This window comes from Saccharospirillum impatiens DSM 12546, assembly GCF_000423605.1.
GTDB classification, from domain to species: Bacteria; Pseudomonadota; Gammaproteobacteria; order Pseudomonadales; family Natronospirillaceae; genus Saccharospirillum; species Saccharospirillum impatiens.
This window is the reverse complement of sequence record NZ_AUIH01000010.1, coordinates 12,814-36,428: the sequence shown is the minus strand read 5'-3', so window position 1 is coordinate 36,428 and position 23,615 is coordinate 12,814. Positions and strand designations below refer to the sequence as shown.

Genomic DNA, 23,615 nt, shown 5'->3' with positions numbered 1-23,615 from the left:
CCCGGTGGCTGGCACGGACGCCTGCCACCGTACAGCCCGTTCAGCGAAGCTGAACGGGCGCTTCCTCACTGGTTTCTAATGTGATTTCCGGATGCGGGCTTTCCGTAGGAGTGGCCCGCTGTGCCAAATAAGCCCCGGCAATGACGACAAGCGCCCCGACAAGCTGTACCGACGACAGTGCTTCACCCAACAACAACCAGGCCAGCACAATGGCGGTTACCACCTCCAGATAGGCCACGCCACCGGCAACAGGCGGTGACAGCCTTCGAATCGCAGCCACGCCCGTCACATAAGCCAAAGCAGTCGCAACGAGCCCCAACCACACCACCGACACCATGGCCGAGGTTTGCATGCCGGCGATGGTGATGTCGCCCGCCAGTATCGACCAGGGTAAGGCCCAGGGCTGGGCGATCAGCGACAAAGCTAGAAACCCGACGACACCACCGATAGCGATCAGCGCCAGTGGCTCAACATCGTCCTGAGCCGCGTCGGATAATAGAAAGAACGAGGCCTGACCAACGGCAGCACCGGCAGCGAGTAACAACCCGAGGGGGTCGAGCACCAGTCCGTCCCAGACTTCGAGCAAACCGGCCAAACCAAGTACCGCCAGTGCCACACCCAGAATGGCTGAACCAGCCACAGGCTGCCGCCGCACCAGGCTCACCCACAGCAGCACCAGCACCGGCCCGAGAAATTCGATCAGCAAGGCAATCGCGACCGGAATGCGTGAGACAGCCCCAAAATACAAAGCCTGAACACCGGCAATCGGAAAGACACCATAGGCAATCAACAACCGCCACTGGGTGCGCAGCAGTCTCCGGTAATACCAGGCCACTGGCAGCAGAATCAGTACCATGCCCAGCAAGCGCAACCAGGTAACGTGCAACGGGGACATTCCGGCCACCATCAGCGGCTTGGCAAAGGCACCCGACCCGCCAAAGGCCAGCGCAGACAGCAAGGCCAAGCCTAGCCCGGTGAGTTTTTGTCGGGAAACACCCGCCTGGGAAATAGCAAACGTCATGAGTTCACTGACAAGGGTTCAAAAATGAACCGGAAGTCTACTCTGGCCAATCCGGTAATGCATCAATACGGTGCGTTGCAGTAGTGGTCAGCGCCAGGCTCCGAGAATCAGCCCCATCAACGTAAATACGACCGTCCAGTAGCCACCGTGAATCAGGATGTAGCGCCAACTGCGTTGCTCGAATAATCCGGTAACAGCAAAAGCAAACAACAACCAGCCAAATCCGGTCAGAAAACCGTACAGGGCTCCGGTACCGGCATGAGTCTCGGGGGTATTCAAAAACATTGCGAGGCAAAATGCCATAATGAATAGAAACACAAACGACAGGCTGAAAATTTTTGGCATGTTGGCCGAACGTATTTTCGCTTCATCCAGCCCGGTTTCACGCATCCAGACATTGGCAAACAGCAGTGGTGAATACCAGAGGGCACCCACCGCAAAACCGACCAGTGAGGCCAATAGAATTGCCCAGATATTCAGAGTCGAACTGTCCATTCTGGTATCTCCATTGAGTAGGCTGTAGAAATGCATGAGACTCAACAACTTGTGCCCGAAACATAAAGGTCCCGGCAAATCCCATACCTGCCAAGCCAATACATGGGGTACTCCCGACTTGACTTGAAATACTAGAACACCCTAGTCAAAAGTGGCAGAAAAAACAGCTGAGTCCGAGGCAGGCCAAACGAGCCGTATTCCCTTGGCATATCCGGCAGACTGCAGGCGAAATCAGGGGTTGATATCCTCTGCCGTTGCGAACTCTGTTGTTACGTCAGTGACTCGGCTGTTGGCGCAACTCCTCTAAAGACTGACGAATAATACTGACACTCGACTTCAGGAAAAGCCCGGCCATCAGCGCAGCGACTGCAAGGTCCGGCCAGGGGCTGGCAGTGACACTCACCAGTACCGCCGCACCAATCACAGCCACATTCCCGATGGCGTCATTGCGGCTGCACAACCAGACTGAACGGACGTTGGCGTCGCCATCCCGGTAGCGCAGTAGAATCAGCACACTGGCGAGGTTAGCCACCAATGCCAAAACGCCGATCGCGCCCATTATACCCGCGCTGGGCACACCTAGAACCCAAACCTGCCAGATGGTTGAGCCCAAGACCCAAAAGCCCATCAGAGCCAGGCTAATGCCCTTGAGCAGGGCCGCACTGGCCCGGGTTTTCAGCGAACGACCGATAACCCATAGGCTCAGGCCATAGGTCAACGCATCGCCCAGAAAATCCAGTGCATCAGCCTTCAACGCCTGGGAACCAGCCCAGGCCCCGCCCAGAATTTCGACCACAAACATGGCCGCGTTGATGATGATGACCGCAACCAGCGCCTGCCGGTAACCCCGGGTGGTGCCATCAAAGTCTCTGGTTTCGCAACAATGCTGCCCCATTGGTTCGCCTCATGAATGATTGTTCAACACAGAGATCAGTCTATTAGCTACAATCATTGTAGGTTCAAGTGTTTTTTGGGATGAGTCACTTATGCAACACTACTCCATCGGCCAACTGGCCAAACGGCTGAATTGTGCGGTTCAGACGCTGCGTTATTACGAAAACATCGGTCTGGTCGCGCCGCCACACCGAACAGAAGGCAACCAACGGCGCTACAGCGACGCCCACCTGAACCAGTTGCGGTTTATTCGCCACGCACGGGAGCTGGGCTTCTCGCTCGATACCATCAAGTCGCTGTTGCGCCTGTCACGTCACGCCGATGAACCCTGCGATCAGGCCAACGCCATCGCCGAAGAGCAACTCAATGCGGTGCGATCCAGGATCGCCCGGCTGCAGGCATTGGAGGAGGAATTATCCAGAATGGTAGGGGCCTGCGAGGGTAACACCGTTGAACATTGCCGGGTCATTGAAGTACTGGAGAATCATGCCTTGTGTTTGCATGATCACAATGACTCCAGCCACCAGCCTTCGCTAATCAACGAATAGCTGGCTCGGGCTTTAACTCGTCTTTCTGGCCAGCGCCGCCCGGCAATCCCGCTCAGCCTGCTCCAGTTCCTGCAGGGTTTTTTCAAGGTCTTCTTTTTGTTGAAGCAGGGTTTCGCGATGCTCGGTCAAGGTGCGTAAATATTGCTCCAGTTGCGGGATTTCATCTTCCGGGGTTTCGTAGGCGGTCACCAGTTGCTGGATTTCATCCAGACTGAAACCCAGACGCTTGCCGCGCAATATCAGCACTAACCGGGCACGGTCGCGCTTGTGATAGATACGGCGCTGCCCTTCACGCTCGGGCGTCAACAACCCCCTGTCTTCGTAAAAACGGATGGTTCGCGTAGTGACATCAAACTCACCCGCCAGGTCGCGGATGGTGAAGGTTTGCAAGTCGGGCGTTGCTTTGTTCATGAGATCAGGGTTTTCAGGTTAAAAGTCACGGGTCACCAATAAAGGTCGGCTACTACCAACATGCAGGTTCTAAGTACTTAAAGGCAGACGTTTGCGACTGGTTGAGTGCCAGCTGCCGGGTGCTCCTATCCGGGGAAGTCCGCAGCAGGGATGCTGCGGTCTAGGCCCCATGGAAGGGTTCATGCCGGCCCCGGATAGGAGCACCCGGTAGCTGGCACGGACTCCTGGCAACCAGGAGGCCCCAGCCAGCAAACTGAAGCAACCACCTGCTGTTAGCCAGAGTTTACGGCCAGGATCTGTCACTCACCACCCACCAAGTTGACGTTAACGTAAACGAAAACTAGCCTCGGAATCAACAAGAATAACAGCTCACTCACAGGATTCCGTATGACTACCACTGATTTCAGTCCTGACACCCTCAACACCATTGGGGTGCTGGGCGCCGGCACCATGGGCCATGGCATCGCCCAGGTGTTTGCCCAGAGCGGCCTCACTGTCCACCTGGTCGATAACCAGCCAGCCCAGCTCGACACTGCCCTGAAAGCCGTCGACCGCAGCCTCGGCAAGTTTGTCGAAAAAGGGAAACTGACCTCAGAACAGCATTCTGACACCCTTTCCCGGTTGCACATCCATACGGATATCGACGTGCTTGCCGGTTGCGACTTGGTCGTCGAAGCCATTACCGAAAACGAAGCCGTCAAAATCGACCTGTTTCGCAAGCTCGATGCCCTTTGCCCGGCCAAGACCCTGTTCGCCTCCAACACCAGCGCCATCTCCCTGACCCGCATGGCCGCAGCCACGTCACGGCCAGACCGCTTTATGGGCATGCACTTCATGAACCCGGTGCCGCTGATGCAACTGGTGGAACTGATTCGTGCATTGCAAACCTCAGACGCGACCTTCAATGCCATCAAATCGCTCAGCGAGCGCCTGGGCAAAACGCCCATCGAAGTGCGGGATGCGCCAGGCTTTGTCTCCAACCGCATTCTGATGCCGATGATCAACGAAGCCATCTTCACCCTGTACGAAGGCGTCGCCGAAGCCGAGGCCATCGACTCGGTGATGACGCTTGGCATGAACCACCCGATGGGTCCGCTGAAACTCGCCGATTTGATCGGGCTCGACACCTGCCTGTTCATCATGAAGGTGTTGTACGACGGCTTTAAAGACCCGAAGTACCGACCCTGCCCGCTGCTGACGCAGATGGTGGATGCCGGCTATACCGGTCGCAAGAGTGGTCGTGGTTTTTATCAGTACGACTGATCAGTTCAGCCGTTATTTTTTGAATCACAAGTCGGTGTTCGCACTCAACTGAGTGCCGAGTATCGGGTGTACCTGTCCGGGGTAGTCCGCAACATGGATGTTGCGGTCTAGGCCCCATGGACGGGTTCACGCCGACCCCGGACAGGTATACCCGGTGCTCGGCACGGGCCACTGGCAGCACTGGAAGCCCCGCTGAGGCATAGCCGGCATCCGATGCGGGCCAATGCCACTGACGTGAAACGAATTCCGAAACTTGAGTGATAACTTCAAAATCACCCGCTGGGAAAACGCTATATGAGCCAAGCCGATAACACTGCACCACTGCGCATCATCACCGCTGCCAGCCTGTTCGACGGTCACGATGCCGCCATTAATGTGATGCGTCGTTTGATCCAGGATCGCGGCTGTGAGGTGATTCATCTTGGCCATAACCGCAGCGTCGATGATCTGATCAAAGCCGCCTTGCAGGAGGACGCAGACGGCATCGCCATCAGCTCCTACCAGGGCGGACATATGGAATATTTCCGCTATCTGGTCGACCGGCTCAGGGAGAGTGGTGCGGGTTATATGGCCATTATCGGCGGAGGCGGCGGCACCATCACGCCAGACGAGATTGCCGAACTCGAAGCCTACGGCGTAACCCGTATCTACCACCCGACCGACGGCATGAAACTCGGCCTGCCCGGCATGATCGACGATGCAGTTGACCGCATACAAGCAGCCCGGGACAGCCGGTCAGATACATTACCCGACACTGCACATCCAGACCTGATTCAGGCACGCGCCTTATCGGATATAGAAGCACGACGCGCGTCGCCCACCGCTTCCGGAAAACGCGCTCCAACGCTCGGCCTGACAGGCACGGGCGGCGCTGGAAAATCCAGTCTTACCGATGAACTGGTACTGCGCTTTGCCACCGAATTTCCCGACAAACGTTTCGCCGTACTGGCCATCGACCCGACCCGGCGACGCACCGGTGGCGCCCTGCTCGGAGACCGCATTCGCATCAACAGCCTGCGCTTGCCCAATGTCTATTTTCGCAGCATGGCGACGCGACGCCAGCACCTGTCGACCAGTGAAGTTTTGCAGGACGCCATTACTGAGTTAAGCCAGCAGGGCTTTGATCTGGTGTTTGTGGAAACCGCCGGTATTGGTCAGTCCGACAGCGCCATTGTCGATTTGGTTGATTTTCCGGGCTACGTGATGACCCCCGAATACGGGGCAGCGAGTCAGCTTGAAAAAATCGACATGCTGGATTTGGCGGACTGGATTGTCATCAACAAATTCGATAGCAAAGGCGCGGGCGATGCCCTGCGCGATGTGCGCAAGCAATGGCGGCGCAACCGCATCGATTTTGAATCAAAGGATGATGATCTGCCGATTTTTGCCACCATTGCCAGCCACTTTTCAGACCCGGGCGTAAACCGGGTATTCAATCATCTGTGCCGGCGTCTGAGTGATGCGACGGATACCGGGTGGCAAGCATCATTGCCCGAAGGCGACCCCGAAGCCCATGTGTTAATTCCCGGCTCACAACAACGCTACCTCGCGGAGATTGCCGAACAGGGACGATCGTTGCGCGAGCAACTTCAGCGTCAGGCAGACTGTGCGCGCACGGTTCAGCACTTGTATGAAAGCTTGCGCCTGCTCGGTCTGGAAGACCTGACTCCACTGACCGACGTCGCAACCGATGGGTTGGATGCGGCCCGGAAAGTGCTGGCCGAACGCCACAATACCGCCCTGCAAAAACTGCAGCCGGAAAGCCGCAACGCCCTGCTCGATTGGGATGCATTGATGGATTCGGTACGCTCCGACCAGTTTGAATATCAGGTGCGCGGTAAGGCCATCACCGGAGATAACTACCGGGAAACCCTGAGCGGTAATCGCATTCCCAAAGTCAGCGCCAATACCAGCCAGGACTGGGGCGAACGCGTCTGGTTCAGTGGCCAGGAAAACCTGCCCGGGCATTTTCCCTACACGGCCGGTGTGTACCCGTACCGTCGCAGTGGCGAAGACCCAACCCGGATGTTCGCCGGTGAAGGCCCGCCGGAGCGAACCAATCGTCGTTTCCATTACCTGTCACTTGGTCAACCTGCGGCCCGGCTCTCCACTGCGTTTGATTCCGTCACCCTGTACGGTGAAGACCCGGCGGAACGGCCGGACATCTATGGCAAGGTGGGCAACAGCGGTGTGTCGATCGCCACGCTCGACGACATGAAGAAACTCTATTCCGGCTTCGATTTGTGCGCGCCAACGACCTCGGTGTCCATGACCATCAACGGCCCCGCGCCGATCATTCTGGCCATGTTTCTGAACACGGCCATAGACCAGCAAGTCGAGCAACACCTGCGCGACAATGGTGAATGGGACGCTGCAGAGCAACGCATTAAAGACATTTTGGGTGATGCTCCAGTGAGTTACCAGGGGCCCTTGCCGAAAGGTCATTCCGGGCTGGGGCTTGGTCTGTTGGGCGTCACCGGCGACCATCTGGTGGATGCGGATACCTACAGCCGCATTGCGGCGACAACATTGAAACAAGTTCGGGGAACGGTACAGGCTGATATTTTAAAAGAAGACCAGGCGCAAAATACCTGCATCTTCTCGACCGAATTTGCCCTGCACTTAATGGGCGATGTGCAAGCCTGGTTTATTGAACGCGAGGTGCGAAATTTCTACAGCGTGAGCGTCAGTGGCTATCACATTGCTGAAGCCGGTGCGAACCCGATTACTCAACTGGCGTTCACGCTCGCCAATGGCTTTACCCTGGTTGAGTATTACCGCGCGCGCGGAATGGACATTAACGATTTCGCGCCCAACCTGAGCTTCTTTTTCAGCAACGGCATGGACCCGGAATACGCCGTGATTGGCCGGGTTGCCCGGCGTATCTGGGCTAGGGCGATGAAGCACCGGTACGGTGCCGATGCCCGGTCGCAAATGCTGAAGTACCACATTCAAACCTCGGGTCGTTCCCTGCACGCCCAGGAAATTCAATTCAACGATATTCGCACGACCCTGCAGGCGCTTTACGCCCTGTTTGATAACTGCAATAGCCTGCACACCAATGCGTTCGATGAAGCCATCACCACACCCACAGAAGACAGTGTGCGCCGCGCGGTCGCCATTCAACTGATCATCAATAAAGAGCTGGGCCTGAACCAGAACGAAAACCCGATGCAGGGCGCCTTTACGCTGGAGTACCTGACCGACTTGGTAGAGTCTGCGGTTTACGCCGAGTTTGAACGACTGAGCGAACGTGGCGGCGTACTCGGTGCCATGGATACCATGTACCAGCGCAGCAAAATTCAGGATGAATCCATGCTCTACGAGCACCGAAAACACAGCGGCGAATTGCCCATCATAGGGGTGAATACGTTTCTGTCGAAAAAAGACGGTGACGCCGACGCGCCGATTGAACTGATGCGTTCAACCGATGCGGAAAAACAACAGCAAATAGAGCAAGTCGCCCGTTTTCAGCACCACCACCAGGCAAACGTTAACGACGCTCTGGTTGCCCTGGCCAGTGATGCCCGGGCACGACACAATCTGTTTGCAACACTGATGGAAACGGTCAAAGTGGCCAGCCTCGGGCAGATCAGTCACACCCTCTATGAGGTAGGCGGAGAGTATCGCCGCAACATGTGATACCCATACATATACGTGTTGCACCAATACAATTCAGACTGACTAACAGGGTTGTTGAAATTTCTCAAACAGGATTGAAGTGCACTTCAATCCGGAACAGCTCATACTCCGCGACAATGATGTATTGGAGTGTCAATCACGATGCGAATTCAAAGTCCAGACCACCACCCAGAGTTCAGCACGCAAGATATTTTCGGCAGACCATTGGATCTGTCGGACTATCGGGGCAAAAAAGTCATGCTATCCTTTTTTCGCGATGCGGCTTGTCCGTTTTGCAATTTCAGGGTGCATGAACTGACACACCGTTACAAATCCTGGCAGGACAAAGGGCTTGAAGTGGTGGCGGTGTTCTGTTCACCGGGTGCCGACGTGCGCGACTATGTGGCCCGCCACCCTCGCCCGTTTCGACTGGTCAGTGACCCGGATCTGACGCTGTACGACCGTTACGGTGTCGAGCAATCATCAACGGCGTTAATCAGAGCAATGCTGTTTAAATTCCCACGTATTATTAAGGGTATGAAAACCGGAGGCCGGCCACGGAGTAGCCCAACCATGAAACTGGTACCGGCCGATTTTCTCATAGACGAGCAGGGCAGAATCGTTGAAACCTGGTACGGGCGCGATGCCAGCGATCATATTCCACTTGATCGGGTTCACGCTTTTATCGGCGGCGATCTGTCTCACACAAGCGAACAACGCACTGCGGCCCAGTGACCGTGTGGAACCCTCAGGCGCGATGCAAATCGCGTTCAGATGAACACACCACGACCCGGTTACGACCTTCCTGTTTCGCCTGATACATAGCGCGGTCTGCTTGTTCGCTTAGCTCGCTAAGGCTTTGGCCTTCTGCAGGTACCAAAGAACATACCCCCACACTGATGGTAACGACATCGCTGGCACCCGAATACTCATGACGCAAACCCAGGGCCTCTACTGCCTGCCGGCAATTTTCAGCGACTTGCGTCGAATCATAGGTATCGGGTAATACCAGCGCGAACTCTTCCCCCCCATAACGAGCGACCAGATCCAGGGGCCGGGTTGCCATTCGTTGCAACGCTCTGGCAACCTGTTTCAGCGCTGCATCGCCTTCAGGGTGACCATACTCATCGTTGTAGGGCTTGAAGTTATCGATATCGACCATGACCAGCGACAAAGCGCTTCGCTGGCGTACCGCCAGTGCCCACTGTTGCTCCAGGTGCTGGTCGAAATGCCGTCGATTGGCCAGGCCGGTCATGCTGTCGGTCAGAGATATTCGCTCAAGTTCCGATTTCGCAGCATTGAGCGCCTGGTTCTGGCGCTGGGTGACCAGGACGTAGACGACCAGCAACACCACCACGGTGGAACCGGAACCCAACACCAACCAGGGCACATAACCGCGCCGTTCCGTGTACAGCGAAGCGGCGGGCGTCACCTCGAAATACCATTGCCGACCGGCCACATCGGGCAGGTCGTGAACAACCGTTTGGGCGATTAACCAGCGCTCACTTTCAGCCGCGATGCTGCTGTACAGGACGTCTTCAGCGCCGCGGGTTCGATCAATCACCTGCAGTTGCACTTGCTGATTGAACGTATTGCCAACGGATTGATTGATCAGTTCGCCCACGCGAAATACGCCATTAACAAACACCACGCGCGACTCGGTGCCGGTTGCGGCGGTGCCGGATTCCGGCGACAGAAACTGGGGTGCAAACACCAGGAAACCGCGTTGGTTGTCTGGCTCCTGTACCAGCGTTATGCCCGCCGTAGCGACCATTTTCCCACTTTCCATAGCCTGCAACAGGGCCGACAGCCGTCGGGGTTCGCTGGCCAGATCAAAGCCGAGCGCCGCCTGGTTGGCAGCGATAGGTTCAATCATTAACACCGGCGCGTATTGGGGGCGCACTGCGACCGGTACCACGTTACCTCCGGTATCACGCTCGGTCACGCTAAAACCCGGGAACCACTCATTCATGCGGGATTCAACGGCCGTCAGGGTGTCGGGTGTGACGATCTCGGCCCAGGCAAACGCCTGAATGGCGGGTGACCGGGACAGGATATCACCGGTTAACTGATCAAACCGTTCCGGCGTTAAGTCATCCACCAGTGCCACCGAAGCATTCAGTGCAAACAGAATCTCCAGGTTCAACAGCACTTCACGTTCAAATGACAATGCCTGCTGCGCCACCTCTGCCGAGAAGTCGCGTTTGATGCTGTCCGTTTCGGCCTGGTACAAGAACCGGGCCAGCGCAGCAAAGACAATAATGCTCAGCACCGCCAGGATCAGAGTAATCGTTCGGATCGCAGGAGACGCTTTGGGTATGGATGCCACTTCTGTGTTGGGCCGTTCAGGCAGCACAGGCACTCCTCATTTCGGGTGTAATACTTATCCTAGCCAACAATATAGCCAGTACCATCATTTCAGGGGTAAAGGGTCATGACATCCGGTTCCGTTCCCGGCGCTCGCGATGCCTGCAGTGCCTGAACGGCATCGTTCAGTGTTATCAGAGCCTTGCGGTCTGGCGCTTGTGTATCTGCAGTACCGGCAAAAAGATACGATTCAGCCTGTGCCAGTATCCCCCGTTCCGATTCGCCCAATTTCGCGCGCAACTGAGCAGGCGTCCACCCTCTTCGGGCTCTCAACCAGCGCAACAATGCCGCGTGATAGGCACTGACGTCGCCGCTGTGCGCCGCACGCGCCATGTCATCCTCAGCCGGGCGTGGTTCGGTTGACTCCGGCACGGAACGACTCACCGTCTCACGCAACCGTCGCTTCAGGTAACGGTTACTGGCCCAGAACACCAGCGCCGTAGCCAGCCAGCCAATGCCCAGACTCACACTCACCCAACGCCAGACCCCCCCCTGACCAGCGAGGGTGGCGGTTGCACTGCGCTGATTAGCCGCATCAACGGTACCCGGCTCGGAATCAGAGCGGGACGGGTTGGCCAGTATGTCCATGGCTTCGTTGCTGATACCTTCTATACGGATTGAACGGGCGGACAGTTCAGCGTAACGCAGCCGGTCGTTTTTGATGTCCCACCAGGGTACCCGCACAGCAGGCAAGTCGTAGTTTCCGGGAGAGGAGAACACCAGGGCAGCTTGATCGGTTCGTTGCTGCAGACCACCGGTCTGGGTGAACTCCGGGCTGTTGCGATACAGCCGGAAATCATCGTCCGCCAGAGAGGCCAGCGGGTCGGGGAGCTGGGTTGCCGGCTGTCCCTGTATGCGAGTGCTGACTTGCCAGTCAATATGCTCGTTCACCTCGGCCTGAATACGGCTGCCCAGGTTGTCGCTCAGGCTGACTGACTCGGCCGGTAGCCAGACCGCGTTTGCCGGATAGGACGCAGGTATGGGTTTGACGGCGACATCGAAACCCGGGTGAATTCGATGCATGCGCAACTGCTGGCCATAGTTGCTACTTTCATATTGCCCGACAAAGCGAATTTCGGGAATCGACAGCGTTCCGTCTTGCTCGGGGGTCAGCCGGTATACCAGTTGGTAGCGACGATAGGGTTGACCTCCGTGACGTGTCTGGGTGTTGTCTTCGTTCAGTTTCTCGGCATCGAAGGCACTGAGGTCCAACTGGTCGAAATTCCCTTGCAGGCGCACTTGATAGTCGAGGTTGACCGTCAGGGTGGTGCTTTGCCCGATGTACAGTGAGTCATCGTCAATCGAGACCGACAAAATGACGGCTTCTTCGGGCAGGCCTTCCTGGCGGTCGGCCGGGTTCATCACCGTGACCATGATCGGGCTCGATTGTTCCCCCCCCAGACTGAAATTGGGAATCGCCAGGGTCCCGATTTCCCGAGGCTGAATCTGCAGGCGCCATTCGCGCCAGCGTTCCTGGCCCTGTGCGGTCGAGTATCGGCTCTGCGTCGTTTGCGATTGCCCGACGACCTGAAACAAGGTGGTCAACGCGGTGAGATCCAGCGGTTCATTGGCCGCCGGAAAGTTCGCGCGAATGGTCAGCGTCAGGGTTTCATCCTGATAGAGACGAGTGCGGTCAGCATCGGCCGTTACGGTTGCTGAAGCGGCAGCACTCAGCAAGCACAACGTAGCCAGACAACCACCGACCCGCAACGGCAGTCGGGCCAGCAGTGACCTCAGGCGCGCACGCGCGGTGTTTACCATAGCGAATCAGGCTCCTCGTCTGTTGGGGCTTGTTGAAACTGATACTGGAATTTTCGCTGTAGCACCTGACCCTCAGCTGACGGAACCCGATTCAGCAATTGCTCCACCGCCTGGTCGCGACGTCGCGCGTCGAGATCGGGGTCTGGCTCACCGCGGGACCGGGCGTCATCGGATTCGACGGGTTCAGCATCGCGATCTTCCTCGCCGTCATTCTGACCCGGGCTTTCATCGTCCTGTGGCTGAGGTTCGCGTTGGTCGTCCGGTTCCCCTCCGGGTTGCGGATTTGAATCTTGCGATTGAGCGGGCTGTGAGTCCGAGTCACCGCTTTGTTCATACTCGCTTTGCGAGTCCTGCTGCTGTTCCTGCTGCTGTTGCTGCTGTTCTTGCTGCTGCTCCAGCGCTTCAGCGACACGGTCTCTGTTGTGCCGGGCTGCCTCCAGGTCTGCTCTGGCGAGGGCTTCATCATAGGCATCAATCGCCTCCTGAAGACTGCCCTGATGCGCCAGCGCATTACCCCGATTGTAATGCGCCGTAGCATTGTCCAATTGCTGCCAGAGTTCTTCTGCCCGCTCAAAATCACCCTGCTCGAACGCCAGTTGTGCTGACAGTTCCGGTCGCTCGGTCAAGGCCAGGCTGCGATCCGCATCGCCTTCCTGATAGGCCTGAAATGCACGCTGCTCACGATTTTTAAGCAGCGGATCAGACCAGCTCGCAGCCTCTGCCGGCATCGGCTGCCACAACAGGCCCAGCGGTAAACAGTACACCAGGCCGCGGCGGTACCAGGGCAACAACAGCAACAGCGCCGGCAGCAACAGCCAAAAGCCCCATTCACGAAGTTGTCGCTCTCGGGATACTTCGCCCCGGTCGATGCTGAGGTCCAGAGTCGTGACGGGTTGTTCCATCGGCAGCAGAGTCGCGTCTAACCGGGCAGCGACGTCCCGAAAGCCGGCCCGGTTCAGAGTGGGCATGACCATGCGGCTGCCATCCTGCAAATAGCCGCTGCCATCGGGCAGCGGAATTGGCCCGCCCGATTCGGTGCCCATCGGCATCAGCCAAAAGCGTTCAACCGGAGGGCGGGCCGCCAACAGGGCATCCATTCGGCCAGGGCTGGCATCATCGGTAATCCACAGCAACTGGCTACGCCCCTGCAACGATTCCAGCCGCTCGGTCACTCGCTCAAAGGCCAGCTCCGGCCGGTTGCCAAACTGCGGCATGATGTAGGGCGTCATCTGCTCCAGTTGCAATGCCAGCGTTTCAATATCGCGGGTGAGCGGCACCAGCCAGTGTGCCGACCCGGAATAGACAACGACGGCTGTGCGTTCGAATACACCGGAAGCCGCCCAGTCCTGCACCAGTCGCTCGGCCCGAACGGCCCGGGATGGCGGTGTATCCTCAACCGTCATCGACAACGTCGCGTCGAGCACCACAATCAGGTTGCCCGCCGTCAATGTGGTGCCCCCGCTCAGTGGTCTTGCCGGCCCGGCCGCCGCTACAATCAGCAAAACACCGGCCAGCAGCAATGCACCCTGCGACCAAGACTGCCGACGAGCACTGTTTTGGTAATTCAGTCGGCGCAGCAACCGATCATCCATCAGCCGGTGCCAGGCGCCCTGTCGCTGCTGTCGGCGCCAGCGCCAAACGGCCCAGACCAGCCAGGGCAACAGGGCCAGCAATAACAGAGGGCGGGTCCAGATCATGATACAGACCTCTTGCGCTGGCCTGGCACCCGGGCATGCTGCCCGACAACCATGACCAGCAGAGCAAGCAGTGCCGGCACCCAGAACCACTCGGCGGCCAGTCGCTGGGCCTGCCCCGCCCTGGGGCTCGGCTCCAGTGCATCGATGCGTTCGTATACCCTGGCCAGTTCATCGGTGTTTTCGGCGACGAAGAGTTCACCCCCGGTTTCGCGGGCGACGCGACCCAGAGTGTCGACATCCACCCCGGCGCCGCGCATCAAGCCAAAGAAATCGCCACTGCGCGGCTGCCCGAAGGCAATGGTGTGTACCCGAATGTCACTGTCACGCGCGGCGCCCGCAGCGGCCATGGGCTCCAGCTCGCCGGCATTGTTCTCGCCATCGGACAACAGCAGTATGACCGGGTCGGTCACCGGCTGATCGCGCAGCCGCTTAACCGCCAGCCCCAGTGCATCGCCAATGGCCGTGCTGTCACCTGCCATACCGGGCAAGATATCGAACAGCAGGTCACGCACGGCTTCGACATCCGGTGTCAGCGGTGACTGCGTATCGGCGAATTCACCAAACACGACGAGACCGAGTGCGTCACCCTGGCGCTCGCGGGCAAAATCGCCCACCACTTGCTGAACCGCCTGGAACCGTCTTACCCGTTGGCCGCCCCATTCCATATCCGGCTCTTCCATGCTGCGCGACACGTCCACCACCAACATAATAGCCCGGGCCGGTTGCTCAGGCTCCACCCAGGGTCCCAGCGTCTGCGGGCGTGCCAGCGCGACTAAAATAAGTGCCCAGGCCAGCCACAACCAGCGGCTGTTTATGGATGAGGGGCCAGCGCTTGAAGTACCCCCGGCCGACCAGCGTGCCAGCACCGGGTGATCGAGCCGGTCGCCGGCATCAACGGCTGGTAACCAGCGCCCAATGATCCAGGGCACGGGCATCAGCGTCAGCATCCACCACCAGGCGAGAGTCATCGGCACCACCGTTTGATTAGGGTCCGCGCTTCGCGCCAGTCGATCTCGACCCGGGCATCGGGCCGATAGTGAGCATTGACCCAGACGGGCACATCGGCACGGTTGAGCGTCGCGCGCACCCGCTGAGCGAAGACAGGAGCAGACTCGGTTTTATGCGCCGGGGATTGCTGGGCCGCCGCGTTGCGCAGCACTGCGTGTAATTGCTGCAATTGGCGTGCAGTATCCGGTTCCCGTTGCAGGGTTTTCAATGCGACCAGGCAGCGGCGACGCATACGGCCCTTGCGCCACAGCAAGGCCGCCAGAACAATGCCGGCAGCCAGCGCGATCACACTCAGCCAATACACCGGTGCCAGGGGCCAGGCCCCCGGTACTGCCGGTGCAGCATTGGCTTCAAGTTGCGCCAGCAAGGACGCCAGCGCCGGATCCCCCGCCGTCAGCTGTGGATTGGCCATTGGTTCACCTCTCCCCAGTTGAAGTCGTGGACGAAATGGCTGATCAGTCTGGCCTGGTGCGCCGGTGCCCAACGCTGCCAGGTCAGTTGCCGGTGTTCAAAAGCGCGGTGGTGCGCGGCGCGCACGCCAGCCGAGCCGGTATCGAGCTGCACACTCTGGTCCCGGGCCCGACCCTGCAGTACCCCAACATCGGGCAAATCGGACTCAAGCCGGTCGATAGGCTGCAGGATCAGGGTTCGATTGATTCGTGCCTGTGGCAGGCAGGCTGCCAGAGCCTCGGGTTGCCAGTGCGACAGATCTGACACCAGCCACAGCGTGGGGTTCTGACGCAGCAGAGAGGCAATGTCGCTGGGTACCGGAGGCACCGTGCCCTGGCGATACTGACTGGCCAGTTTTGCATGGGCATCGACCAGCCTCTGGCAAAACTGAGCGACATCACTGGCCCGGCGCAGCATCATGGGCCGGCCATCCCCCACACCGGTGATAACGGCCCGGGTCGGGTGCCGCAGCGCTAACAGTCGCCAGGCAAGAAAAGCCGCCCAATGGCAGGCCAGAACAGACTTTAACGCCCGCTGGCTGCCAAAATACAGGCTGTCGGACAGGTCGACCCAGATCAGCTGCGCCGCCTGCCGGTCTTCTTCCATTATTTGCACATAGGGAGCTTGCTTGCGGGCCGTGACATGCCAGTCGATGCGGCGAACGTCGTCACCGGGCTGGTAGCGACGCATTTCCACGAACTCGCGTCCCTGCCCCCGAAACGGTGAACGTTGCTCGCCCGCGCCCAAACCCAACGCACGGCGCACCGGCACGCGGCCGAGGTCCGCTGCGACAAAGCGCAGCGCGAGCAGTTCATCTCGTTCTACCTCGGTGCCTTCGACGGCAAAGGGAGTCGCCTTACCCACTGTGCTCATATTACCCGACGGCCACCCGTTCCAGTAAGTGATTCACCACACTGGAACCGTCCCAACCCTGGGCCTGACCAGACAGCGACAGCACCAGCCGATGAGCCAGCACACGAACAGCCACCCGCTGCACTTGCTCGGGGGTCACAAAGTCCTGTCCTTCGAGCCAGGCCAGCGCCCGGGCGCAACGGTCCAGCGCTATGGTGCCTCGCGGTGAGGCACCAAACTCAATCACTCCGGCCAGTTCCGGGCTGTAGCGTTCGGGCGAGCGGGTAGCATCGACCAGATGCAGCAGGTAATCGGTCACGGCATCGGCCATATAGACATCGTTCAACGCCTGACGAGCGGCCAGAACCGCCTCCGGAGATACCAGGGGCAAGGCCCGAGTCTGGTGCGCCTGTTCTTCCCGGGCCAGTTGCAAAATGGCCAGCTCCATCCCGACATCGGGGTAATCGAGCGACACTTTCAACAGAAAGCGGTCAAGCTGAGCTTCAGGCAACGGGTAGGTGCCTTCGTGCTCTACCGGGTTTTGCGTCGCCATCACCAGAAACGGCGAGGCCAGTGGGTAGGTGGTTCCGGCGACCGAGACCTGGCGTTCCGACATGGCCTCCAGCAACGCAGACTGCACCTTGGCCGGCGCCCGGTTGATCTCATCGGCCAGCACCAGGTTGGCAAACACCGGCCCGGGCTGAAATTCAAAGCGATGTTCATCGGCCCGGTATATTTCAGCGCCGGTAATGTCCGACGGCATCAGATCCGGCGTGAATTGCACCCGACTGAACGCACCCTGCACACCCTCGGCCAACGCCTTGATTGCGGTGGTTTTGGCCAGGCCCGGCGCGCCTTCCACCAATAAATGCCCGTCGGCCAACAATGCCAGCAATAGCGATTCGACCAGTTCCGGCTGCCCCAGAATCCGGTGTTGAAGGGCGTCTTTCAGTTCGAGCAGTGGGTGTTCAGTTGCCATTGGCGTCCCTGTTTCATTGATGGGTGACTCTGGAAAATGCGCAAAGGTGCGGATAACTGACCGTTCGATTCTAGAGCGCTGTCAGGCCGGGTCAACGGCACCGGCCAAACGGGATGGGTGGTTTACACTGGCTTGACTGTGGCTGTTTTGGTTTTTGGTTGTGGCGTCGTGTCATGCGTTGGAAATTCTTGTGGATAATCGACTGACAGGAAACAGTTACTTCAGTGCATGCCGGGCTGTCGGGTACGCCTACTGAGGGCACGTCGTAAATACATCCATGTAGACTCGAAGGCCGGATATGAACCCCTTCCATGGGATTCACCCTTCGGGCTCGCTGCGCTCATGCTAAAACGCTCCTGGCGTTTTAGTCCATGCGGTCTAACGGCCCTCAGTAGGCGCACCCAACAGCCCTTGGACAGCAAAGGGGTTAAACCAGCAGAATTTACAACGCACGACACTAACTCCGGATCCAATTGAAAAATGGCCAGATCGAAATCGCTACGACCACGGCCAGACCCACCCAGACGAGAATCAGTGTCGCAGGCTCGTCCCGCCACCGGTCCTTCCAGCTAGGCGCCCGACCCTCTTCCATCGCCTGACGCACCGCTGCACGCTGCTCAATCTGGCGCTGCTTCTGGTACTCATCGATGCGCTCCCTGGCGGCGGTGTAGTCGTCATCGTTTACCAGCCAGATAGCAGCCACCGAAATACGCCAACGGCCAGCGCTGGTCTCATAGAATTCGAAGCCTTCAGTGGTGAGCAGGTCACGTACTTCGTCAGCCTCCTGCTCACTGACACCGTTTAACCGAAATACCAAGACGGCCATTGCCGCTCTCCTCTGTCTTTCTTACTAAATTGGAGTTTGCTACCAAGCGAGTGCCAGGCGCCGGGTGTGCCTATCCGGGGGAGTTCGCAGCAGGGATGCTGCGATCTAGGCCCCAAGGATGGGTTGAGTGGGCGGCATTCCGCCCGACCCCGGATAGGCACACCCGGCACCTGACACGGACTTCAGCCAGTTGCGACTCTAACGGGTTTGGCCGTATTGTTGCCATCCCAGTGTTAGGTGACAACCCGATTATGATCTACGGCCCTTCCGATATTATTGTTAACAGCGCTACTTTCACTCTCAGTAATGGCGAACCGGCTGAGCAGATATGGCTGCGGGGCGGCACGGTACTGGTTATCAGTGCTACCGCACTGGCCCTGTACAAAGACGAAGCCGCCATCGGAGACCCGCTCGGCAATGGTTTGATTGCCCTGACCGACTTATCCGGCGTGTCTCCCCTCGCCCATCAGGACGGGCATTTCATGACTGAGCACCGTGCGGGCTATATCGGCCTGCATGGAGAGCGCCTGTTGCTGATCACCCCGGTGGCCATTCAACTGTTCGATGACCGGCGGGATGCCCTTCAGAACCGCAATGAACGGGCACGCTTGCCGTTGGAATAGCCGACTGTGGTAAACTGCGGCCAATTCCGTCATTTAATACAAGGACACCACCATGCCCTCTTTTGACATCGTCTCCGAAATTGATGAAGTGGCCCTGCGCCATGCCGTCGACAACGCCAACCGGGAACTGGCCACCCGCTTCGACTTTCGCGGCGTTGAAGCCAGCATCGAACAAAAAGGCCTGGTCGTCACGCTGAAAACCGAATCCGATTTCCAACTGCGCCAGCTTGAAGAGCTGTTTTCCAAAGCCTGCGTCAAACAAAGCATCAGTGCCGCTGGGGCCGACAAAGAGGACTCGCCGGTCCACAGCGGCAAAACGTTCTCCTGGAACATGACCTTTAAACAGGGAATCGACCAGCCAACGGCAAAGAAGATCATCAAGCTGATAAAAGACAGTAAAGTGAAAGTTCAGGCCTCCATTCAGGGCGAGCAGGTGCGGGTCAACGGCAAGAAACGGGATGACCTGCAAGCGGTCATGGCCCTGCTGAAGCAGTCTGATCTTGAGGTTTCCCTGCAGTACAATAACTTCCGCGACTGACGCCCGCCTTTGAACCAGGGGCTGACACAGTGCCAGCCCCTGGTACCGTGCTTAATGACTCATATCGCCATGGTCCATCTCCATGGCGTCGCCTTCCTGGTGCGGCCCCTGCTCTCCGGGACCTTCGATAGTAAGCTCAACCTCGACTTCACCGGCGTGCTCAAACATCAGAGTCACGGTCTCACGTTCATCCTCAACCAGCCGACGCTGCAGCCCGATAAACATCAGGTGATAACTGCCCGGCTTCAAAACAAGACGGCCACCTGCAGGTACGACTACCCCTTCAGGCAGGTGCTGCATGCGCATCATGCCATCTGTCATGCTGGATTCATGAATCTGAACCTCACCGGCAAAATCTGCCGTTGCCCCGATCAGTCGATCAGGCTGTTCGCCTGTGTTGCTGATGCTCATAAATCCACCCCCAACCGGTGCTCCGGGAGCAGTCGCTCGCGTCCAGGGATGGTCAATTGCGAGTGATCCCAGGAGGTAATCATGAGCTTGAGCCAGGGCCGAAAAAAGCAGGGTTGTTAACACCAGTGTTAATGTGATGCTGCGCATTATTGAATTCCTTACTGCAAGGACAGTGCAGACCTATGAGTGCTGCCACCGTCGGTACAAAAAACGAGTTTAATGAGAGTGTTCGGGCTGTTAAAAATCAGCGATATTCAACAGCATGCTTTAACCGACGGAAACGGTACGGCGGCTGAAGCTAATGGAGTAAAACACGGTCTCGATCGGTGGGGCGCGGCTGAAATAGCCTAGAAAGGTGGTCGTGCGGGGCGAGTTAACCCGGGTGTCCCGGGCAGCAACGGCCACCCCGGACCCGGTTGGAAATGCCCAGACTTCGGGCAACCCCAATATCTGGTTCACACAGGGGCAATGCAACGACGACTCGGCTTCCACCGGCATTGAGTCGGCGGTTTCCAGCGTATCAAGCTGCACCCAGGTGACACCCAGCCCGGTGCACAGGCGCAACCAGCCATCAGCGGTTTGCACGCTGCTGGCGTTTACGATGGGTATGGCCGTAAAGCACAGCCAGGTGATGACCTGGAGTGCCCAAGCGGCCCGAAACTGCCGTCGGGTCACAGTGACATTACTCGGTGTATTTTCAGAGTGTTAACAAGCTACCTGCCTTTTCAAACACACGATAACCCAAAAGTGGGTTGTGTGCTGGTTTGCCACAATCAAAGACTTAGCCGCAACCCATCTTGCCGGACGATCCGTTCCGGGCGCCAATCATTCAGGCTTCGGTGTTCGCATCTGTCAACAGACAGGCGGCGCGACATCATCAATGTCGAGCAAATCGAAATAACTTTGCCCCAGAGCGATATAGCGAAAAGCACGTTTGTCGAGGTACTGGTTGATAAAGCTGTTCTGCTCGAGTGCGCGCAGATAGTCGTTATAACTGGTGTAACTGGAGGCCACCACATCAGTACCGGTAAGAATGCGGCTGGCATATTGATTCAGAAACTCGACGTAGGGACCGCGCCGATTGGCATCCCGGAAATAGCCGTCGTATAGCACGTTCCAGGAAATATCAAACCAGAGGTTCGGGTGGGCATCCATGAGCCGGGACATCTCGGCAACGTGCTCGGCCGGATCCAGGTCATCTTGCTCACGTGAAGTGCCCAGGTGCATCCACACCACGGTGTTATCCGGATATTGCTCGAGGACGGCCTCCATCAGATGGACGTAACCGTAATCGTCTTCATCATTGCCCATGTCCGAATGCAGGGCGAGCGGCATATTGCGCTCGGCCAGTTTCGCCATAAATGGGGCCCAATTGGCGATGTCCTCAAGGGTTGCGGCCTCGTGGCCGTATGAAAACAAGGCTTGCTTGACCAGATTGGCCTCCCCCATCCACTGGAACAGGCCGGGAAATTCGCGGTCCAGAATGGCCATCCGATCGACAATGCCCTCAGGGTTTTGCAGATCCGGAAACGTCATGGACGCGCGCAACTGCACGGCGGTTCTCGGGTAAGCGTTCATGTTCACGCCATTGACGAAATCGTTCTTCATCGTCGGCGCGATCACCGTATTGCCACTGCAATCCCCGCCGTTCAAACAAGCCCAGTCTTCGATCCGGGTCTGGCCGATGCCGTAGACGTTGGCGTATTGGATGCCGGCGCGCTGAAGATACTCTACCAACACCTGATGATTGAGATGCGGACCACTGAACGGCTGAAAGTGCAAATGGCTGTCGACCACCAGGCGATGCCCCTGAACACTGCGGTCATAGCACATTTCGGCCAGAGCCGACCCACTCACCACCAGTGACACCAGGGCCCCGATCAGTGCTGCTTTCTTGCCAGCCTGCTTCATTCTGTTACCTCATTCATTCGGTTTTCTCACGCTTGCGGATCGGCCGGATAGGCCAGCACCTGAATCATACAGACAGCCCAGAACGCCAACCCCAGATGAAACACGTCCATTCGTACCGGCAGTCCCAGCAACGGCTCCATACCACCCCCAACGAGCAAGCCGTTGACGGAAAACACCACAGCCGCCAATGCCAGCCAGCCGCTCTGAACACGCTGAGTCCGGTACCACAGGGCCCCTGCAACCGCGATGCAAACCAGCGTCAGGACCAACCCGATCACGAGCTGAAACAGAGGTAGCCGGGTTAGCCAGTAACCGAGGATAAACACCAGCAACGCATCGGCCAAATGCGCCAGCCATAATTTACGGTGCAGGCGCAGCCAGCCGATCCAGTCGAGCAAGGCCATGGCCAGCAGGTAGAGCCCGGCAACACCGAAGGCTCGGGAGGCCAGAGTATGCATATCATCGAGCCGGTCCTGCCACTGAAAACCATATTTAAGAGCGCCAATGGCCGACGCCAGCCCCAGCAGGGCAAAACAGACTGCCGCCAGAAACGATGCCGAACGACCGGTCTGAATCAGACGTTGGCTGGCCCACCAGGCACTGGCGGTCAACACCATTTCGGCCACCCACCAGTGCGCCATACGCTGATCTTACTCGTCGGCCGACAGGGCTTGGAGACGGTTCTCCAATGCAGCCATACCGGCAGGCACGTCGACCGGATGGCCCAGGGCGTTGAAGGTGGAGCCGAAGGCATGCAGTGTACGGAACAGGTTATGCACCCGGCATTGCTCGCCCATTTGACCGATGCGTACAATGGGCGGCCCGAAGGAGCCTGCAATTTCGACCCGAAAGTGTTTGGATATATGCGCACAGACGGCTTTTGAATCAAGCCCTACAGGCAAGGCAATGCCGACTACCGAGTTCAGGCGGGCTTCGGTGGGTACGTAAAGCAACAGGCCGAGCGCTTCGATGCCTCCCTGCAACGCCAGACTGCTTTTGCGATGTCGCTGAAAACGACGCTCCAGCGTCTCCTCACAAACCAGGCGCATGGCTTCATGCAGGGCCAGCAAGCCAGAAACCGGCGCGGTGTAATGATAAGAGGCTTCATGCCAGAAGCGGGTGGCGAGCAGGGCGTCAAGGGTCCAGTGCGGCATGGGCACCGGCCGCTGCAGAATGCGTTGCCAGGCGCTCTCGGAAAAGGCAACCAGTGAGACACCGGGGATCGAGCTCAGCCCTTTCTGACCGCCGGTAATCACCACATCGATACCCCAGTCATCCATGTTCAGTTCCATGGTGCTGAGCGTGCAAACCGCATCAACGATGAGACGGCAGTTGTATCGTTGCGCGAGCGCACCGATGGCCGCCAGATCTTTATTATGAGTGGTGTTTGAGGTCTCGCCCTGAACAATGGTCATCACTTCCGGTTCAAAGGTTTGCAGAATGTCTTCAATGCGCCGGACGTCAGCACCAAAGCCCTCCTCAACCAGCAACCGCTCGACTTCGCCACCGGCACGCCCGGCCATTTCAGCCAGGCGCTGGGAGAAAAAGCCATTACAAACACACAGCACCCGAGTGCCCGGCCACACCAGATTGGTCACCGCCATCTCCATGGCAGCAGACCCCGGACCGGCGACACCCATCAGCCAGGGTGACTCGGTCTGAAAAATGTAGCGGCCCATCTTTTTCACCTGATCGATGATGCGCGCCATGGTCTCACCCAGGTGGTTAATAACAATACCGTTCGCCGCCGCCACCGGCCCCGGAATGGGCACCGGGCCCGCACCCATCATCAACAAAGGCTCTTCGGGTAAAATCTGGTTAAGACCATCGATATGGGGAGCTTGAATCATCCTGGGCACATCCGGCTAGGTAGTAGAAGATACGGTTGTTGAATGCAGAGCCCATATCATGAGGCGCTAGCGCCATCAGCGCAACCACC

General features: G+C 58.1%; 23 protein-coding genes. 6 read left to right on the top strand and 17 right to left on the bottom strand.

Translation table 11 applies throughout. The annotated features are described in order from the left end of the window. Nucleotides 1-40: 40 nt before the first annotated feature. The 3 genes from G565_RS0108965 to G565_RS0108955 all read right to left on the bottom strand — a co-directional run bounded on the left by G565_RS0108965 (nt 41) and on the right by G565_RS0108955 (nt 2,411). A complete protein-coding gene (locus G565_RS0108965; protein ID WP_028670615.1) occupies nt 41-1,021 on the bottom strand; it encodes an EamA family transporter in 981 nt (326 codons plus the stop codon). 87 nt (nt 1,022-1,108) lie between these two features. Continuing rightward, nucleotides 1,109-1,516, bottom strand: coding sequence for a DUF1761 domain-containing protein (locus tag G565_RS0108960; RefSeq protein WP_028670614.1), 408 nt, complete (start codon nt 1,514-1,516; stop codon nt 1,109-1,111). A 274-nt stretch (nt 1,517-1,790) separates the two neighbouring features. Continuing rightward, nucleotides 1,791-2,411 carry a cation efflux transmembrane domain-containing protein gene (locus G565_RS0108955; RefSeq protein ID WP_028670613.1) on the bottom strand — a complete coding sequence of 207 codons (621 nt, stop codon included), beginning with the start codon at nt 2,409-2,411 and terminating at the stop codon, nt 1,791-1,793. Between the two features lie 91 nt (nt 2,412-2,502). Between G565_RS0108955 and G565_RS0108950 the strand changes: the two genes are divergently transcribed. Continuing rightward, entirely contained in the window at nt 2,503-2,958 is a 456-nt protein-coding gene (locus tag G565_RS0108950) for a MerR family transcriptional regulator (RefSeq protein ID WP_028670612.1), read from the top strand. A 12-nt stretch (nt 2,959-2,970) separates the two neighbouring features. On the opposite strand, the gene G565_RS0108945 is transcribed toward G565_RS0108950, so the two are convergent. Continuing rightward, nucleotides 2,971-3,369, bottom strand: a complete 399-nt coding sequence (locus tag G565_RS0108945; protein ID WP_028670611.1) for a MerR family transcriptional regulator — start codon at nt 3,367-3,369, stop codon at nt 2,971-2,973. A gap of 387 nt (nt 3,370-3,756) precedes the next feature. On the opposite strand from G565_RS0108945, the gene G565_RS0108940 reads away from it, so the two are divergent. The 3 genes from G565_RS0108940 to G565_RS0108930 all read left to right on the top strand — a co-directional run bounded on the left by G565_RS0108940 (nt 3,757) and on the right by G565_RS0108930 (nt 8,988). After that, nucleotides 3,757-4,632 (top strand): 3-hydroxybutyryl-CoA dehydrogenase, encoded by an 876-nt coding sequence (locus tag G565_RS0108940; protein ID WP_037338479.1) that lies wholly within the window; start codon nt 3,757-3,759, stop codon nt 4,630-4,632. A gap of 294 nt (nt 4,633-4,926) precedes the next feature. Continuing rightward, nucleotides 4,927-8,274 (top strand): methylmalonyl-CoA mutase family protein, encoded by a 3,348-nt coding sequence (locus G565_RS0108935; RefSeq protein ID WP_028670609.1) that lies wholly within the window; start codon nt 4,927-4,929, stop codon nt 8,272-8,274. A 141-nt stretch (nt 8,275-8,415) separates the two neighbouring features. After that, nucleotides 8,416-8,988: a peroxiredoxin family protein gene (locus tag G565_RS0108930; protein ID WP_028670608.1), complete on the top strand. Its 573-nt coding sequence runs from the start codon at nt 8,416-8,418 to the stop codon at nt 8,986-8,988. Between the two features lie 13 nt (nt 8,989-9,001). Here the strand turns inward: G565_RS0108930 and G565_RS0108925 are convergent, their stop codons facing one another. The 8 genes from G565_RS0108925 to G565_RS0108890 all read right to left on the bottom strand — a co-directional run bounded on the left by G565_RS0108925 (nt 9,002) and on the right by G565_RS0108890 (nt 18,193). Next, nucleotides 9,002-10,609, bottom strand: coding sequence for a sensor domain-containing diguanylate cyclase (locus G565_RS0108925; protein ID WP_028670607.1), 1,608 nt, complete (start codon nt 10,607-10,609; stop codon nt 9,002-9,004). A gap of 62 nt (nt 10,610-10,671) precedes the next feature. Beyond that, on the bottom strand, nt 10,672-12,381 hold the full coding sequence (locus G565_RS0108920) for a BatD family protein (protein WP_028670606.1): 1,710 nt from the start codon (nt 12,379-12,381) through the stop codon (nt 10,672-10,674). Further along, nucleotides 12,375-14,078, bottom strand: coding sequence for a VWA domain-containing protein (locus G565_RS0108915; RefSeq protein ID WP_028670605.1), 1,704 nt, complete (start codon nt 14,076-14,078; stop codon nt 12,375-12,377). Before G565_RS0108915 ends, G565_RS0108920 begins: the two co-directional genes overlap by 7 nt. Continuing rightward, nucleotides 14,075-15,046, bottom strand: coding sequence for a VWA domain-containing protein (locus G565_RS0108910; RefSeq protein WP_051207665.1), 972 nt, complete (start codon nt 15,044-15,046; stop codon nt 14,075-14,077). Before G565_RS0108910 ends, G565_RS0108915 begins: the two co-directional genes overlap by 4 nt. Continuing rightward, entirely contained in the window at nt 15,043-15,498 is a 456-nt protein-coding gene (locus tag G565_RS23600; protein ID WP_037338474.1) for a DUF4381 domain-containing protein, read from the bottom strand. Before G565_RS23600 ends, G565_RS0108910 begins: the two co-directional genes overlap by 4 nt. Further along, nucleotides 15,480-16,409, bottom strand: a complete 930-nt coding sequence (locus tag G565_RS25965) for a DUF58 domain-containing protein (protein WP_051207663.1) — start codon at nt 16,407-16,409, stop codon at nt 15,480-15,482. Before G565_RS25965 ends, G565_RS23600 begins: the two co-directional genes overlap by 19 nt. A gap of 1 nt (nt 16,410) precedes the next feature. Then, complete coding sequence (locus tag G565_RS0108895; protein ID WP_028670603.1) at nt 16,411-17,367, bottom strand: AAA family ATPase; 957 nt, start codon at nt 17,365-17,367, stop codon at nt 16,411-16,413. Nucleotides 17,368-17,824: 457 nt separating this feature from the next. After that, nucleotides 17,825-18,193, bottom strand: a complete 369-nt coding sequence (locus G565_RS0108890) for a DUF6164 family protein (RefSeq protein WP_028670602.1) — start codon at nt 18,191-18,193, stop codon at nt 17,825-17,827. Nucleotides 18,194-18,444: 251 nt separating this feature from the next. On the opposite strand from G565_RS0108890, the gene G565_RS23590 reads away from it, so the two are divergent. Both G565_RS23590 and G565_RS0108880 read left to right on the top strand, forming a co-directional pair. Further along, entirely contained in the window at nt 18,445-18,816 is a 372-nt protein-coding gene (locus G565_RS23590) for a hypothetical protein (protein WP_051207661.1), read from the top strand. A 52-nt stretch (nt 18,817-18,868) separates the two neighbouring features. Next, nucleotides 18,869-19,354, top strand: coding sequence for a YajQ family cyclic di-GMP-binding protein (locus G565_RS0108880; protein WP_028670601.1), 486 nt, complete (start codon nt 18,869-18,871; stop codon nt 19,352-19,354). A gap of 51 nt (nt 19,355-19,405) precedes the next feature. Here the strand turns inward: G565_RS0108880 and G565_RS23585 are convergent, their stop codons facing one another. From G565_RS23585 to G565_RS0108855, 5 genes are all read right to left on the bottom strand, one after another. After that, a complete protein-coding gene (locus G565_RS23585; RefSeq protein WP_037338470.1) occupies nt 19,406-19,912 on the bottom strand; it encodes a copper chaperone PCu(A)C in 507 nt (168 codons plus the stop codon). 120 nt (nt 19,913-20,032) lie between these two features. After that, a complete protein-coding gene (locus G565_RS0108870) occupies nt 20,033-20,440 on the bottom strand; it encodes a hypothetical protein (protein ID WP_028670600.1) in 408 nt (135 codons plus the stop codon). 177 nt (nt 20,441-20,617) lie between these two features. After that, nucleotides 20,618-21,676, bottom strand: coding sequence for an amidohydrolase family protein (locus tag G565_RS0108865; RefSeq protein ID WP_028670599.1), 1,059 nt, complete (start codon nt 21,674-21,676; stop codon nt 20,618-20,620). 26 nt (nt 21,677-21,702) lie between these two features. Next, complete coding sequence (locus G565_RS0108860; protein WP_028670598.1) at nt 21,703-22,317, bottom strand: DUF6962 family protein; 615 nt, start codon at nt 22,315-22,317, stop codon at nt 21,703-21,705. Between the two features lie 9 nt (nt 22,318-22,326). Continuing rightward, nucleotides 22,327-23,526: a pyridoxal-phosphate-dependent aminotransferase family protein gene (locus G565_RS0108855; RefSeq protein ID WP_037338467.1), complete on the bottom strand. Its 1,200-nt coding sequence runs from the start codon at nt 23,524-23,526 to the stop codon at nt 22,327-22,329. Between the last annotated feature and the right edge of the window lie 89 nt (nt 23,527-23,615).

What these genes read in the sequence shown, in the direction of transcription:
- G565_RS0108910 (WP_051207665.1), bottom strand. Translation starts at nt 15,046, where the DNA reads ATGACTCTCGCCTGGTGGTGGATGCTGACGCTGATGCCCGTGCCCTGG.
- G565_RS0108940 (WP_037338479.1), top strand. Translation starts at nt 3,757, where the DNA reads ATGACTACCACTGATTTCAGTCCTGACACCCTCAACACCATTGGGGTG.
- G565_RS0108865 (WP_028670599.1), bottom strand. Translation starts at nt 21,676, where the DNA reads ATGAAGCAGGCTGGCAAGAAAGCAGCACTGATCGGGGCCCTGGTGTCA.
- G565_RS0108880 (WP_028670601.1), top strand. Translation starts at nt 18,869, where the DNA reads ATGCCCTCTTTTGACATCGTCTCCGAAATTGATGAAGTGGCCCTGCGC.
- G565_RS0108960 (WP_028670614.1), bottom strand. Translation starts at nt 1,516, where the DNA reads ATGGACAGTTCGACTCTGAATATCTGGGCAATTCTATTGGCCTCACTG.
- G565_RS0108965 (WP_028670615.1), bottom strand. Translation starts at nt 1,021, where the DNA reads ATGACGTTTGCTATTTCCCAGGCGGGTGTTTCCCGACAAAAACTCACC.
- G565_RS0108920 (WP_028670606.1), bottom strand. Translation starts at nt 12,381, where the DNA reads ATGGTAAACACCGCGCGTGCGCGCCTGAGGTCACTGCTGGCCCGACTG.
- G565_RS0108945 (WP_028670611.1), bottom strand. Translation starts at nt 3,369, where the DNA reads ATGAACAAAGCAACGCCCGACTTGCAAACCTTCACCATCCGCGACCTG.
- G565_RS0108950 (WP_028670612.1), top strand. Translation starts at nt 2,503, where the DNA reads ATGCAACACTACTCCATCGGCCAACTGGCCAAACGGCTGAATTGTGCG.
- G565_RS23585 (WP_037338470.1), bottom strand. Translation starts at nt 19,912, where the DNA reads ATGCGCAGCATCACATTAACACTGGTGTTAACAACCCTGCTTTTTTCG.
- G565_RS0108895 (WP_028670603.1), bottom strand. Translation starts at nt 17,367, where the DNA reads ATGGCAACTGAACACCCACTGCTCGAACTGAAAGACGCCCTTCAACAC.
- G565_RS23600 (WP_037338474.1), bottom strand. Translation starts at nt 15,498, where the DNA reads ATGGCCAATCCACAGCTGACGGCGGGGGATCCGGCGCTGGCGTCCTTG.
- G565_RS0108955 (WP_028670613.1), bottom strand. Translation starts at nt 2,411, where the DNA reads ATGGGGCAGCATTGTTGCGAAACCAGAGACTTTGATGGCACCACCCGG.
- G565_RS0108855 (WP_037338467.1), bottom strand. Translation starts at nt 23,526, where the DNA reads ATGATTCAAGCTCCCCATATCGATGGTCTTAACCAGATTTTACCCGAA.
- G565_RS0108890 (WP_028670602.1), bottom strand. Translation starts at nt 18,193, where the DNA reads ATGGCCGTCTTGGTATTTCGGTTAAACGGTGTCAGTGAGCAGGAGGCT.
- G565_RS25965 (WP_051207663.1), bottom strand. Translation starts at nt 16,409, where the DNA reads ATGAGCACAGTGGGTAAGGCGACTCCCTTTGCCGTCGAAGGCACCGAG.
- G565_RS0108935 (WP_028670609.1), top strand. Translation starts at nt 4,927, where the DNA reads ATGAGCCAAGCCGATAACACTGCACCACTGCGCATCATCACCGCTGCC.
- G565_RS23590 (WP_051207661.1), top strand. Translation starts at nt 18,445, where the DNA reads ATGATCTACGGCCCTTCCGATATTATTGTTAACAGCGCTACTTTCACT.
- G565_RS0108860 (WP_028670598.1), bottom strand. Translation starts at nt 22,317, where the DNA reads ATGGCGCACTGGTGGGTGGCCGAAATGGTGTTGACCGCCAGTGCCTGG.
- G565_RS0108930 (WP_028670608.1), top strand. Translation starts at nt 8,416, where the DNA reads ATGCGAATTCAAAGTCCAGACCACCACCCAGAGTTCAGCACGCAAGAT.
- G565_RS0108915 (WP_028670605.1), bottom strand. Translation starts at nt 14,078, where the DNA reads ATGATCTGGACCCGCCCTCTGTTATTGCTGGCCCTGTTGCCCTGGCTG.